The 13,981-nt window shown below is 69.0% G+C and carries 9 protein-coding genes; 5 read left to right on the plus strand and 4 right to left on the minus strand.

Features of this window, described 5'->3' with window-relative positions; all coding sequences use genetic code 11:
* Positions 1–625, plus strand: a 625-nt coding sequence (locus IQ210_RS44000) for a cytochrome c oxidase subunit I (protein ID WP_194084859.1), incomplete at its 5' end; no start/stop codon positions are given.
* Complete coding sequence (locus IQ210_RS44005) at positions 622–939, plus strand: hypothetical protein (protein ID WP_194084860.1); 318 nt, start codon at positions 622–624, stop codon at positions 937–939. The genes IQ210_RS44000 and IQ210_RS44005, both read left to right, overlap by 4 nt.
* Here IQ210_RS44005 and IQ210_RS44010 read toward each other — a convergent pair.
* Positions 936–2,903, minus strand: a complete 1,968-nt coding sequence (locus tag IQ210_RS44010; protein WP_194084861.1) for a ricin-type beta-trefoil lectin domain protein — start codon at positions 2,901–2,903, stop codon at positions 936–938. The two genes, IQ210_RS44005 and IQ210_RS44010, sit on opposite strands and share 4 nt — an antisense overlap.
* 205 nt (positions 2,904–3,108) lie before the next feature.
* Here IQ210_RS44010 and IQ210_RS44015 point away from each other — a divergent pair, with 205 nt between their 5' ends.
* Entirely contained in the window at positions 3,109–4,341 is a 1,233-nt protein-coding gene (locus IQ210_RS44015) for a glycosyltransferase (RefSeq protein WP_194084946.1), read from the plus strand.
* A 12-nt stretch (positions 4,342–4,353) separates the two neighbouring features.
* Here IQ210_RS44015 and IQ210_RS44020 read toward each other — a convergent pair whose 3' ends face one another.
* Positions 4,354–4,899: a hypothetical protein gene (locus IQ210_RS44020; protein WP_194084862.1), complete on the minus strand. Its 546-nt coding sequence runs from the start codon at positions 4,897–4,899 to the stop codon at positions 4,354–4,356.
* 151 nt (positions 4,900–5,050) lie between these two features.
* Here IQ210_RS44020 and IQ210_RS44025 point away from each other — a divergent pair, with 151 nt between their 5' ends.
* Positions 5,051–9,847 (plus strand): P-loop NTPase, encoded by a 4,797-nt coding sequence (locus IQ210_RS44025; RefSeq protein ID WP_194084863.1) that lies wholly within the window; start codon positions 5,051–5,053, stop codon positions 9,845–9,847.
* A gap of 15 nt (positions 9,848–9,862) precedes the next feature.
* Here IQ210_RS44025 and IQ210_RS44030 read toward each other — a convergent pair whose 3' ends face one another.
* Entirely contained in the window at positions 9,863–10,525 is a 663-nt protein-coding gene (locus tag IQ210_RS44030; RefSeq protein WP_194084864.1) for a TetR/AcrR family transcriptional regulator, read from the minus strand.
* A gap of 189 nt (positions 10,526–10,714) precedes the next feature.
* Here IQ210_RS44030 and IQ210_RS44035 point away from each other — a divergent pair, with 189 nt between their 5' ends.
* The gene (locus IQ210_RS44035; RefSeq protein ID WP_194084865.1) at positions 10,715–11,959 is read left to right on the plus strand and encodes a YncE family protein; all 1,245 of its coding nucleotides are present in this window, start codon (positions 10,715–10,717) and stop codon (positions 11,957–11,959) included.
* A 112-nt stretch (positions 11,960–12,071) separates the two neighbouring features.
* Here the strand turns inward: IQ210_RS44035 and IQ210_RS44040 are convergent, their stop codons facing one another.
* Positions 12,072–13,934, minus strand: coding sequence for a glycoside hydrolase family 5 protein (locus IQ210_RS44040; RefSeq protein WP_194084866.1), 1,863 nt, complete (start codon positions 13,932–13,934; stop codon positions 12,072–12,074).
* Between the last annotated feature and the right edge of the window lie 47 nt (positions 13,935–13,981).

Raw genomic sequence — 13,981 nt, forward strand, 5'->3', positions numbered from 1 at the left:
CTCGCTGTCCTTCGAGACACCTATGCTCTGGGCCACCGGCTTCCTGGTCACGTTCGTGTTCGGTGGCCTGACGGGAGTGATGCTGGCCTCGCCGCCCATCGACTTCGCGGTCTCCGACTCGTACTTCGTCGTGGCGCACTTCCACTACGTCGTCTTCGGCACCGTCGTCTTCGCGATGTTCTCCGGCTTCCACTTCTGGTGGCCGAAGTTCACCGGCAAGATGCTCGACGAGCGCCTCGGCAAGATCACGTTCTGGACGCTGTTCGTCGGCTTCCACGGCACGTTCCTCGTCCAGCACTGGCTGGGGGTGAACGGCATGCAGCGCCGGATTCCGGACTATCTGGCGGTGGAGGGCCTGACGCCCCTCAACACCCTGTCGAGCATCTTCTCCCTCGTGCTCGGCGCCTCGCTCCTGCCGTTCTTCTACAACGTCTGGAAGACGGCCAAGTACGGCAGGCCGGTCGCGTCCGACGACCCCTGGGGCTACGGCCGTTCTCTGGAGTGGGCGACCAGCTGTCCCCCGCCGCGGCACAACTTCCTCGCCCTGCCCCGTATCCGCAGCGAGTCCCCCGCGTACGACCTGCACCACGCCCCGGCGCCGGAACGGGAGTTGACCGCCCGATGAGGGACACGTTCGTCAACGACATCGAGGGCCATCTGCTGCTCGCCGCCACCCGGCAGGAAGGCCGCACGGCCGCCGAGCGGCTCACCGCACCCCTGCACTGGCTGACGGACACTCAGCGGGCCGAGCTGGAGCGCCGCTTCGAGGCGGAGTACCTCGCACTCGCCCGCGCCTCCTGGCAGCAGACGGCGGTGCGGGCCGGGAGTCTGCGGGACGAGTACGAGGCGAGGTACCGGACGCTGCGCCGACGACTGCTGGCGGGTTTGCTGCTCGCCTGCGCGGCGGCCGTCGGCGCCCTGGCCCTCTGTCTGGTCTAGCTCTGCGTCCACTTCTGGTTGGTCTGGCCGTTGCACGTCCACAGCACCATCGCCGTGCCGTTGGCCGTGGCCGCGTTGTAGGCGTCGAGGCAGAGACCGGCGTTGACATTGGTGATCGTGCCGTCGCTGTTGACGTTCCACTTCTGGTTGTTCTGGCCGTTGCAGGCCCAGATGACGACCTTGGTGCCGTTGGACGTCCCGCTGTTGTAGGCGTCCAGGCACTTGTTGCCGTACACCACGAGTTCCTTGCGGGAGGTGTACGTCCACTGCTGGTTCTGGCCGCCGTTGCAGTCCCAGAGCTCGGCCTGGGTGCCGTTGGTGAGGGTGTTGTTGTAGACGTCGAGGCAGCGGCTGGAGCCCGTGCCGACGACGAGGGTGCTGTTCGCGCCGGGCAGGGGGCGGACGGTGATGTCGGCGAGCGTGGGCGCGCCGGTGAAGGTCAGCGTGTTCGAGGAGCCCTTGGACAGGCCGACCATGACCGAGATCGTGCCCTGGGAGGAGCCGGTGGGCGGGAAGGAGACGGTCGTCGAGCCCTGGCCGTTGACCTTGAGGGTCGCGGTGCGGGCGCCGGCGGTGTTGTTGGTGTAGGCGACGTCGACGGTCTTGATCCCGGTGCTGCCGGCGGTCACGCCGGTGAAGCTCGCCGTGCCGGTGTAGGTGCTCGCCGACTGCTCGGTGCCGCCGGTGACCGTCAGCATCACGGAGCCGCCCGCCGGGACAGAAGCGGTGTAACTCGTGCCGTACGAGCCGACGTCGGCCCGCGCCCACAGGTCACGGACGGTCGCGTTGGCGTTGGTCAGGCCGAGGTCGGACCAGCGGACGGTGATGTTCTGCGCGGAGGCGGTGCGGTTCATCAGCACGACGGCGCGGTTGCCCTGGCCGGACAGGACCTTGCCGTACACCTGAAGGCCCGTGCTGTCCTCGGCGACCTTGACGCCCTGGAGGCCGCGTGCGTCCTGGTCGACGGCGATGACCTCGGGGTTCTTGAGGATGTTCGCCGTCTCGGTGGACATCGTGGCGAGGTTGTTGCCCGCGAGGAGGGGTGCGCCGGAGATGGCCCACAGGTTCATGTGGGTGCGGTTCTGGGCGGCGGTGAAGCCGGACATGCCGACCATCAGCATGTCGGGGTCGTTGTAGTAGCCGGTGTGCTGGGCGAGCGGGTGCAGGCCCTGGTCGAAGTTGGACAGCATGTTCGTCTGGGACGGGCTGTTGCCCCAGAAGATGATGTCGGTGCTGGTCCGGTACATCGGGGCGAGCCCCGGGGCCCAGTTCCAGGTGTTCTGGTAGCCCCAGTTGCAGATGGAGAGGGTGAGCGGACGCCCGGTGGTGGCGGTCGCCCTGGCCACGGCGTCGCTGATCGACTTGTACGTCGTCGCCGCGTCGAGCCCTTCCGCGTCGCCGCCGCACCAGTCGACCTTCACGAAGTCGAAGCCCCACTGCGAGAACTGGAGCATGTCCTGGTCGTAGTGGCCCTCGCTGCCCGAGCCGGGGGCGGCGGGGCGGCCGGTCGGGTAGTAGTAGCCGCAGCCGTCCTTGCCGGCGTCGGTGTAGATGCCTGCCTTCAGGCCCTTGCTGTGGATGTAGTCGGCGATGGCCTTCATGCCGCCCGGCCACTCGGACTCGTCGACGGTGATGTTCCCGGCACTGTCCCGGGTGCCCTGCCACCACCCCTCGTCGATGTTGATGTACTTGTAGCCCGCGTCCGGCAGCCCCGCCGCCACGAACGCGTCGACCTGCTGCTTGATCACGTCGTAATCGATGGCTGCGGCGAAGCTGTTCCAGGAGGCCCAGCCCATCGGCGCGGTGGGCACGGCGATCTGCCGGCTCGTCGCCGCCTGCGCCGGGGTGGGCTGGGCGAAGAGCAGGGCGGCCGTGGCGGTCAGGGCGAGGACGACGGCGCGTACGACGGCGGTTCTGGTACGGCGGACGAGTCCGCCGCGGGGCGCGCGGGGTGGGGGAAACATGCGGCTCCTTCGGAGGGGAAGAACGCCCGGCATGGTCGACATCTCGAACGAGGATCGAATGCCCGAACGTATCGCGCGCTGAAAGTAGAACCGCGGGAGGCGGAAGTCAACGGCTGCGGCAGGCGTGAACTCGCCGCTTCGCACGGGTCGTTCACCCCGCTCGGGACGTGATCCCGACATACTGGCGCTCGTGCGCGTAGCAATCATGACGGCGGGATCCCGGGGCGACGTGGCCCCCTTCACCGGCCTGGGGCACGGCCTGCTGCGGGCCGGCCACGAGGTCACCCTGGTCACGCACGGCTCCTTCAGGCCCTTGGTGGCGGGCTCGGGGCTCGGCTTCCACCCCCTGCCGGTCGACCCCCGCACCGTGCTGGAGTCCGACCGCGGCAAGGGTCTGCACCGCAGCGCCACCGGCCCCGGGAAGCTGCTGCGAGCGGTCTCGATGGCACGGGCGCTGGCGGGCACGATGGCCGACGACCTGCTGACGGCGGCCCGCGCCGCCGACATCCTCCTCCTCTCGGCCTCCCTCGCCCCGCTCGGCCACACCATCGGCGAGGGCCTGTCCCTGCCGACCCTCGGCCTCAGCCTCCAACCGGTCGCCACGACAAGGGAGTTCGCCCCACCCATGCTGGGCGGCGGCTCCTGGGGCGCGCTCGGCAACCGCGCGGCCGGACACGGCGTGGGCCTCGCCATCGAGCACGTCTTCTCATCGGTCGTCCCCGAGCTGCGCACCCGCCTGGGCCTGGGCCGAGTCGGAAGCGCCGCTGCCCTGCGCCGCCGGGAGCGCCGCAACTGGCCCGTCCAGCACGGCTTCAGCCCCCTGGTGGTGACCCGCCCCCACGACTGGCGCCCCGGCCTGGACGTGGCGGGCTACTGGTGGCCGTACGACGTCTCCACCGAACTCCCCCGGGAGGTGCGGGACTTCCTCGACGCCGGCCCGCCACCCGTCTTCGTCGGCCTCGGCAGCGCCACGGTCCCCGACCCCGAACACCTCAGCACCGAGATCGTCCGAGCCCTGCGCCGGGCCGGGGTACGCGGCGTGTTCCAGCGAGGCTGGGCGGGCCTGGCGGCCGAGGGCGACGACATGCTGACGATCGACGAGATCGCCCACTCGGCGCTGTTCCCCCACATGGCCGCGGTGGTCCATCACGCGGGCGCGGGCACGACCGGGGCGGGACTACGCGCCGGGGTGCCCGCGGTGCCGGTACCGATCCAGTTCGACGCTGGCTTCTGGTCGGAACGCCTGGTCAGACTTGGGGTGGCTCCTCGCGCGGTACCGCTGCGCCGTCTGACCGCCGACACGCTCGGCGCGGCGCTGGTCCAGGTGACGCGGGACGGGGAACACGGGAAGCGGGCACGGGCGCTGGGCGAGCGGATCCGGAGTGAGGACGGAGTGGGCCCGGTGGTGGCGGCGATCAGCCGATTGTGTCGCAGCTGACCGGCTCCACGGTCACTGGGGTGATCCGTCGACCACCTGGGTGATCCCGAGGTCGAGGCGCATCTCACGGCGCAGGTCGTGCAGGAGGCGGCGTGCGGCGTCCAGATGCGCTCGCGCCTGTTCGGCACTGTCCGCGTCCCGAAGAGTCCCGCCGTGCAGCCGCCTGAGGATTCCGTACGCCTGGTTCAGCTCCCGGTTGACGGCCGAGGCGACCGCCAGCACCTGGTCCGGCACCACCATCTGGGCCTCCGCATAGCAGGCCCGGTACTCGGAGCGCGTCTCCTGCAGTTCATCGAGGTGTTCCGCACGCTCCGGCAGCGCGTGCAGGCTGTTGTTCAACGCCCCGAAGTAGTGGCGGGCGCACTGGTTCAGCGCGACGTAGCTCGTCAGTCGCAGTTGCTGCACCCGCTCCTGGGCCCGCGCCGTCTCCTCATGCTGACGCAGTCTCTCGGCGTTGTGCCGTTCGGCCGCCAGCGACCGTGCCGCGCTGCGCTGGGTCAGCCAGGCCGCGCTGAGCGTCCCGCAGACACCTACGACCGCGACGAGCAGTGCCTCCACCGTCCCGCCCTCCTCATCAGCATCCCCCGCCCCCGGAACGTCGGCGGCACGTGCGGGACAGCATCCGCCAACTCGGGCCGCCGAGACAGTCGTTGGGACAGATTCTGTCGCGACGGATGTACAACCCAGAACAGATCTGTACCCTTCCGACATGAACCGCGACTCGGTGCAGAGCGACGGGGGACCCGGCCGCGACCTGCTGAAATCCGCACGGGCACTGCTGCAGGGTCACTTACCGCAGTCCAGTACCGTGACCTTCGTCAAATCCCTCGCGGGTGGCTACACGGCCGCCCGCGTCATGCTGTGCGACATCAGCCAGACACCCCCCACCAGCAGTGGCGTGCTCAAGGGGCAGTACATCTTCAAGGCCGGGTTCTCCACCGGCGAGCCCCAGGCCACCGCCCACAACGCCTTCGTGACAGGCCTCGGCGGATATGGCCACGACCGCGTCCCGCGCCTCGTCGAGTCGGTGCAGGAGTCCGGCATCGGCGTCGACATCTACGACATCGCCGGGCTCGCCCTGAACCTGCTGCGCTCGGCCGAACACGTCGACGTGGAGGACCGCGAGGAGATCTGCGCCCGCGTCGCCGGTGAGCTCCTGGAGGCCCAACTCGCCGTCGCAGGGCAGCCGGACTACACGGCGACCGTCGGATCGGTGCTGCGCGAGTGGCTCGGCAGCGACTTCCCCGAGGACCAGCGCGGCGCACGGGTGCGTGAAGTGCTCGCCGAACTCTGCGACGGGGGCCGTGCCTTCCTCCACGAGGGCGAGCTGCTCCCGAATCCGCTCGTCCTCCTCGAACCCCGATTCGGTCTGGCCGAACGCGACCTGGCCTGCTTCCGCGGTCCCGCCCACGGCGATCTGCACCTGCGCAACGTCATGGTCCGGGGCTCCCGTCTGACCAGGGACCTCGAGTACTGGCTCATCGACGTCAACTGGGACGCCCCCGCACCGCTTCTGTACGACCACGCCTACCTGGAGCTGTCGGCACTGCTGTTCGGGCTCACCCGGTCCAGCAGCGGCCGGGCCCTCCCGCTGCTGGCCCGGCTCGACAACGAGGCCTTGACCGTCCCCGTCGACCTCGACCTCAGCGACAAGGCCTTGCTCACCCTGCTGCGCAGCATGAGGCAGGAGGCACAGCGTGTCCTGACCACCCACGAGGAGAGACGGCCCGACGTCTGGCAGCAGCAGCTGCTCATGGCCCGGATCGCGGCCGGTCTCAACTACGCCGCCAAGCCGCTCGACAGCATGCCCCTGCGGCGTGCCGCGCTGGCGAGCGCCAGCTGGGCGACACGGCTCCTGCTGCGCAGCCGCCACCCCGAGGTGTGGATCGACATCGCCAAGGAGGGCCGGATCAGCAATGTCGGCCTGGCGACCAACGCCGGCGCGATCCGGGTCACCGCCCAGGAGTCCCTGCGCCGTTGGAGACCCTTCCGGGAGACGCACGGCGGCATGGACCTGTTCCTGGTCGCCGACTCCGTGGCCGCCAAACCGGCGCTGGCCGCTCTCGCCCACTGCGGCTGGGCGGCCGTGATCGACCTCGACCCGAGAAGCGACGACGAGGGCCTGTCCAGCATCGTCCTCCCCGGTCTGGAGGAGCGACGCCATGTCAGCGTCTTCGGTGAGAACAGCGGGGAGGTCTCACCGGCCAACGCGACCAACTGGCTGATGGCCAACGGCTGGGAGAGTCACGACGAGGACGCCGCCGAGACCGACGACCAGTGGCGCCGACGCGGTCATCTGCAGCGCGTACGGCAGTTGATCGACAACACGCACGACGGCACCCCGCACCAGTCCGCCGCGGTCCTGGTGCTGCGCTCCGGGAATCGGGACCGGGAGATCGACCGCGTCCTCGACTACATCGACGAGCGCTACGACGGCATCGCCGAACGGCTCGACCTCGCCGAGGCTCCCGCCCACAACGGCATAGACATCGACGCGTTCCTCACCGTCGTCGCCGAATCCCTGCCGCCGGACACCGGTGCCACCTCGCCGTCGCTGCCCGGCCCCGCCGGACGCCGCTGGGCGCTGAAGTGGTCCGACCTGCAGCGCCTCTCGGTCGACCTGGAGGTCCTGCACTCCGAGATCCTCTCCAGCGGCGATCCCGCCGCCGAACAGGTCAGCGACGAGTTCTGGCGTGGCCGGCCGCCCACCTGGCAGGAGCTGGAAGTCCCCGTCGACGTCGAGCGGGACGCGTACAAGGAGCTGGTCAACGACATCATCGAGCGGCTCAGGGACCACCAGCTCGCCACCGTCCGCCTCGACCACTCTCCTGGCTCGGGCGGCACGACGCTGGCCCGTCGCGTCGCTTGGAACCTGCACCGCGGCCATCCGACGGTGCTCCTGCGCTCGTACTCGGACACCACGGCCGACCGCATCGACGAGATCTACCAGGAGACAGGCTCCACGACACTCGTCGTCGCAGAGTCGGCCATACTGCCCGAATACGACCGGGACGAACTGGTCCACTCCCTGGCCCAGCGCAACACCCGGGCCGTGTTGTTGTGGGTGAACCGGACGAACGTCCGCAGGGGCGGAACGCCGCACAAACTGCTCGACCCCCTGCACGGCAACGAGCGCCGCCGCTTCCTCAAGAAGTTCCGGGAGCGCGCGACCACCGACCACGCCCGCCGACTCCTGGACGGCTTGGCCGAGGGAGCCACGGACGATGTGGCGGCGCAGAAACTCTCGCCGTTCTTCTTCGGGCTGTGCGTCTACCAGGAGCAGTTCGAGGGCATCGCCTCGTACGTCCAGAACCACTTCACCCGACTGACCCGGCAGCAGAAGGTGCTCGCCCGCCATCTCGCGCTGCTGACCCGCTACGGCCAGGAACTCGGCCTGCCGATCGTGATGGTCGACGCCTGGATGCGCCCCGAGCGGCCGGTGTACTCGCCTCTCAACGAGACCCAGCTCAGCGAGCTCCTCGGTCCCGACCTCCGTCATCTCGTCGTCGCGGAGCGGGGTGCGCTCAGGCTGCTGCACCCGCTCATCGCGGACTTCGTCCTGCACGGCGAACTGGACGGCGAACAGCACAGCCTCAGTAACATCGCGGTGGAATTCATCAACAAGACCACCGAATTGCTCGGCTCCGCCAACAGTACGACCTACCACCTCCTGAACGAGCTGTTCATCCGGCGTGCCAACATGTCCGGGGACGGGCGGCCGTACGACTTCTCCGAGCTCATCGAGAAAATGGAGACAGACGGCGGCACACGCGTGTTCGAGGCGCTGACCATTCGGTGTCCCGAGAACGCGCATTTCTGGAACCACCGCGGCCGTTTCGCCATCTACCGGCAGAAGACGGACTTCGGCCAGGCCGAGCGGTTCGTGCAGACCGCCGTGGACAAGTCCAAGGGCCGTGACGCCACTCATCTCCACACCCTGGGCATGGTGCGTCGCTTCTGGATCGAGAACACGCTCGACGAGATCCTCAGAGACGGCGACCGGCACACACCGCAGGAACTGCTCACCACCGTCGAGCCGCTGTTCAACCGTGCGATGGAGGCCTTCACCGACGCCGCCAGGTACAAGAACACCGAATTCACCTGGTCCACTCCCATCCAGCTCATCGCCACCGTCGTCGAGCGGGTCTGGAAGGCTTCGGGCCACCAGAGCCTCGCCGAGTTCATGGACAGCGACGACCCCTCGGCGGTCTGGGTGACCGAGCAGATCGGGCGGGCCGAGGAACTGCTCGACAACCTCCGCAACATCAACGCCGAGGGCCGGTACTACCAGAAGCTCGACAACCAGTTGACCTCGCTCTACGGCGATGTCGAGCGGCTGGTCGAGCAGTGGCAGGACCTGCGCCGCCGGGGGACGGACAGTCACGAGGTCGGCCTCGCCATCGCCCGCACCTTGTACGCCAAGGCCGGGCGGGACTGGTCGGAGGTGACCGAGGAACACGCGCGGACCATCGCCGAGATGACCGAGGGGACGGTCGACAGCGGCCAGGCCACCGACGCGGACCTCCGGCTCTGGTTCCAGTCCTACCGCAGGCTGCCCGAGTACTCCGAGACGCGCGCGCTGGAACGGCTTTCGTGGTTCGCCTCGCAGCGCAACAGCCTGGACGCGAACTACTACCTCTACATCCTGCACTTCCTCATCTGGTACCGGGGCGATGCACGGGACGAGGAGCGCGTTCGCTACTACCTGGAGGAGTCCACGCGGCTGAGCCGACAACACCGCAGGCAGTGGAGCTTCGAGTGGCTCGGCAACGCCACTCGCGCCCATCCCCTCGTGCACTTCAGCGAGATGGGCCAGCAGCGGACCGGGCCCACCGGGTTCTGGAGCCGGCCGCAGGAACTGGCACGTGTCGAGGGGATCATCACGGAGATCAAGAGTCCCCAGTCCGGACGGCTCAGGGTCCGGCACGGGAAGCTGCCGGCGTTCTTCACCCCGCGGAACAGGTTCCGGCAGACCCGTGACGTCGAGAAGCCCGTCGAGTTCTATCTCGGTTTCAGCTACGAGGGGCTGCGCGCCTGGGAGCCCACCTACCCCGGCGAGACCCCCGACGCACTGACCAACGCGGAGCCGGCCAGGAGGTTCCTGAGCGCGTCGAGGCCGGTCGCCACGTCGGCTGCCGCGGCGCCGGATCCCGAACCGGAACCCCAGCCGGACGAGCCGGTCCACGCACCCGCGGCGGCCGCGACCGCCCCGACGCCCTACCGGGTCGATCCGGCCGTCCTGCGCTCACTCGCGGGCCGCCGGCAGGGACGCGGCGGTCCGGAGGACTTCCAGAAGGCCATCCTGGACCTGCTCAAGGAGGCCGAGCGCCAGCAGTCCCCGCTGACTTCGCTGGAGTTGGGCAAGGCCCTGCAGACGCTGTTCGGGATGGAGGCGTACAGCCGGTTCCGCCGCGACAAGGGGAAGGGGAAGCTGAAACTCGCCGTGGAGAGCATCGGCTTCCACACCACGCCGACCCCACAGGGTTTCGACGTCCGGCTGCCCTAGGAGGCAGCGACACCCTCAGGCAGTCGCCGGGCCCCACCCCGGCGGCTGCAGTATCCCCAGCAACTGCCGCACCAATTCCTCCACCACCTCATCCAGCGAAGCGTCCACCCACCCCGAGCTCCAGTCATGGAGCAACCCGTTCACGGCCCCGATGAACGCCGTCGCCGGCAACCGGTAGTCCCGGGGCACCGCCTCCCCCCGCGCCACCGCCGCCCCCGCCTCCGCGCACACCAGGTCCACCCACCGCGCCCGCCGAGCCAGCCGCTGTTCCTCCAGCCGCGGGCTGACCCCGATGATCTCGACGAACGTGATGCGGATACGGCGCGCGTCACCGGTGACGTTCGCGGCGTACGCCCGGAAGATCGCCGCGACCCGTTCAGCCAGCGGCAGCGCCTCCGCGTCGGCCACCGCCGTCAGCACCGCCTCCTCCGCCCAGCCGTTGACCTGGAGGTGCAGCGCGGCGAGGACGTCCTCCAGGGTGCGGAACTCCTCGTAGAACTGGCGCGTGGACAGGCCGGCCGCCTCGCTGAGCGCGGCGACGGTCGTGTTGCGGTAGCCCGGCGTGTCGCCGAACAGTTGCAGCGCGGCGTCCAGGAAACGGCGGCGCCGTTCCGCCTGCCGTTCCTCCGCGGTCTTGCCGCCGTAGCGGCCGGTGGGCGCCTTGAGCCTGCCCGCCACGGTCACCTCCGTTGATCGTCCACTGGCTCGCCAATTTTGTCGTGCACGCAGTCTTGTGGACAGGGCGCCTCTTCCTTACTTTTCAGTAAGTTGACTCTGAAAGCATCCGTGTTCAGTTTCCGAGTCCACCTTTCGAGCCGCGCTTTGGCATGTCCTACTCATGAACCCCACTCAGAGGAGAGAGCCGTCATGCCTGCCTTCAGAACCCGGCATCTGTGCGCCCTGGCCGCCGCCGTCGCCCTGACCGCCACCGTCCCGGCGACCGCCGCCTCCGCGGCCGACGCCGCCGCCCTGCGCGAGGTGCTGTTCGTCGGCAACAACTGGGACGGCACCGCCGACGTCCTGCAGTCCACCGGAAGTCTGGCCAAGGTCGGCCGGATCAACGTCATCCCCGACAAGGACGCGCGGATGGCGGAGATCAACGCCGATCCGATCAAGTGGATCTACTTCATGGCGATCCGCAACGGCGTCGGCGAGGGCCACGACCAGTTCGTCGACGACATGTACACCACGCCGGACGGCGCCTCGGTCGTCGTCTCCCGGCCGAGCTTCGCCGACGTCGTGTCGATCAACCTGGCCACCGGAGCCATCAACTGGCGCTTCCCGGTGTCGGGTTACCGCTCCGACCACATGGCGGTCTCCCCCGACGGCACCCGGGTCGCGGTGTCCGCCTCGACCGCGAACACCGTGCACGTCCTCGACATCAACACCGGCAAGCAGGTCGGCAAGTTCGCCACCGGCGACAAGCCGCACGAGAACATCTTCACCAAGGACGGCAAGTACATCTACAACATGGCGATCGGTGACGTGAACACGGACACCGACGCCCCGTGGCTGGACTGGACGAAGGGCGACCGGCACATCACGGTCGTCGACGCGACGACGTACCAGCAGGTCAGGACGATCGACATGCGGCCGAAGCTGGACGCGCTCGGCCTCACCGACTACTCCGACGCGGTGCGCCCGGCCGTGTTCTCGCCGGACGAGTCCAAGCTGTACTTCCAGGTGTCGTTCTTCAACGGCTTCTTCGAGTACGACCTCGCCACGGACAAGATCACCCGGATGAAGACCCTGCCGAAGAACCCCGCGACCAGCGACGACCGCACCACGTACGTCAACGACTCTCGTCACCACGGGCTGTCGATGAGCCCGGACGGCTCCAAGCTGTGCGTCGCGGGCACGATGGACGACTACGCGACCGTCGTCAACCGCTCCACGCTCCAGGAGGGGCCGCTGGTCACCGCGTCGAAGCCGTACTGGGCGACGGTCAGCGGCGACGGCAAGAGCTGCGTCATCTCCGAGAGCGGCGCCGACCAGGTCACGGCGATCGACTTCGCCACGGGTCAGAAGACGGTGTCCGTCCCGGTCGGCGACCACCCCCAGCGGGTGCGGCTCGGCCATGTCGCGGCGAACTGGACGAGCCCGGCGTCCTGAGGGGCGGTGCGGTCGTGTGTCGGGTGCGGGGTGCGTCGTGGCTTGTCGCGCAGTTCCCCGCGCCCCTTGAGGCCGGACCAGTTGTCGAACCCGCACCCGACACACAACCTTCTCAGCTGAACTTCGACGCCATCCAAGTCGCAAGCTCGGCCTTGGCCGCGTTCAGCACGGTCGCCGAGGGCGCGGTCGCCCCGTTGGTGACCAGCGCATAGTGCAGGGTCCCGGAGTCCGAGTCGGTGAGCAGCAGTCGTCGGCTGCCCGTGCCGCCGGGTTCCGGGGCTGTGCCGATCGGGGCGGACGACGTATAGGCCGGCGGAGCGTACGCCGTGCCCAGGTCGGAGACCACCGTGGTCGTCGCGGTCGGGAAGGAGGCGGGCAGGTGGAGTTCCGTGGGAGCCGTGCCGCTGCCCGAGCGCCACACCAGCAGCCCGTACTGCCCTGAGCCCACCAGCGAGGACACGTTCGGCAGCGAACTCGGCACCGGGTTCCAGGTCAGGGTCGTGGAGCCGTCGCGGGAGCGGTCCTCGTAGGTGAAGGCGAGGGTGCTGCCGGAGGTCGCGCTCGGGTAGAGGCGGTCCAGGAGCCTGGCGTCCTGACGAAGCGTCACCACCCCGTTGTCGTCGAGGCGTACGGCGGACAGGTCCTCGTCGTTCCAGGCGTCCCCGCTGGTCTGCACCTTGTCGGGGTTGCCGTTCATCAGCTCGCTGTGGCGGCCGTTGTAGATGTCCCACTGCCACTGCGAACCGGACAGGACCGGACCCGAACCTGCGGGCGAGGTCCACCAGTTGGCGCCCTTCACCCGGGAGTCCAGGGCCTGGTACATGGCCTTGAGGACGGTCGGCGCCTTGCCCGCCGTGGAGCCGTTGAGCGGGTGGCCGAACTCGCTGACGACGGCCGTGGTGCCGAGCGCCGCGGCGCGGTCGCGGACGGTGCCGAAGTCGCTCACGTACTGGCCGTCCGAGGCGTTGCCCCACATCAGGATGCCGGAGATGGCCTTCTGGTCATAGAAGTGGGTGTTGAAGACGTACCGGGAGCCGATGCTGCCCGCGTCGAGGAGACCGCCCTCCTCCTTGCTGACGTTGCCGTTCCAGAAGAGGTTGGGCTCGACGAGGGCGGGCTTGTCCTGCCAGCCGGCCGCGTCCATGCGGGCCCGGAACTTCACGTAGAACGGCCACAGCAGGTCGCGTTCCCAACTGCGGCTGGCCTGGCCGGAGTCGTAGGTGCCGGCGTACGGCTCGTTGTAGGGGTCGAAGCCGAGGACGCCGGCGAACTCCTCGGTGCTGACGTTCTGTTTGATGTACGCCATGACCTTCTGGGCCGTGGTGAGGAAGGCGTCCTGGAGGCCGTGGGCGTTGTGCCAGAAGTCGTACTGGGCGGCCTTCACCGCACCGTTCTGGGTGATGTTCTGGCCCCACAGGAAGCAGATCCCGCACGACTCGTCGGGGTAACTCCCCAGGTCCACCGCCCACTTGGGGGCGCCGTCGCCGGTGTACCAGCTGTCCTCGTCGAAGAGGTACCGGGAGTACAGGTCCTGGTGGAAGTCGGGGTAGACGCGGATGCCCGCGTCGAGGAAGGCGCGCATCTGGGCGGTGGCGGCGGCCAGATACGCGGTGTCGACCTGGCCCTGCACCGGTTCGGCGTAGGCCCAGGAGAGCAGGAAGCGGACGGAGTTGCCGCCGCCGAGGGCGCGCAGGGCCTTCGCCGACTTCTGGGCGTCGGCGACCGAGGCGAAGGGCAGGCCGTGGTTCTCGGCGAGCTTGGTCTCGCCGGAGACGTTGTAGCCGCGCAGCACGACCTCGCGGCCGTTCGCGTCCACGAATCGACCGCCGGACACCGTGAGTGCCGTGCCGTCGAAGGAGAGGGAGTCGGGGACGGTGGCCGCGGTGGCGGACGGGGAGCCCGCCACCGTGAGGAAACCGCAGAGTCCGCAGAGGACAACCAGAACAACCAGCAGACGGGCCCGGAAATTCGGCATGTTCACTACAGTCCGGTGATATCAGGACACCGTCAATACCTTCTGAC

The organism is Streptomyces justiciae, assembly GCF_015163075.1.
Classification (GTDB): Bacteria; Actinomycetota; Actinomycetes; order Streptomycetales; family Streptomycetaceae; genus Streptomyces; species Streptomyces justiciae.

Excerpts from the sequence above, each read along its gene's own strand:
- IQ210_RS44010 (WP_194084861.1), bottom strand. The coding sequence starts at position 2,903 with ATGTTTCCCCCACCCCGCGCGCCCCGCGGCGGACTCGTCCGCCGTACC.
- IQ210_RS44015 (WP_194084946.1), top strand. The coding sequence starts at position 3,109 with ATGACGGCGGGATCCCGGGGCGACGTGGCCCCCTTCACCGGCCTGGGG.
- IQ210_RS44035 (WP_194084865.1), top strand. The coding sequence starts at position 10,715 with ATGCCTGCCTTCAGAACCCGGCATCTGTGCGCCCTGGCCGCCGCCGTC.
- IQ210_RS44040 (WP_194084866.1), bottom strand. The coding sequence starts at position 13,934 with ATGCCGAATTTCCGGGCCCGTCTGCTGGTTGTTCTGGTTGTCCTCTGC.
- IQ210_RS44005 (WP_194084860.1), top strand. The coding sequence starts at position 622 with ATGAGGGACACGTTCGTCAACGACATCGAGGGCCATCTGCTGCTCGCC.
- IQ210_RS44025 (WP_194084863.1), top strand. The coding sequence starts at position 5,051 with ATGAACCGCGACTCGGTGCAGAGCGACGGGGGACCCGGCCGCGACCTG.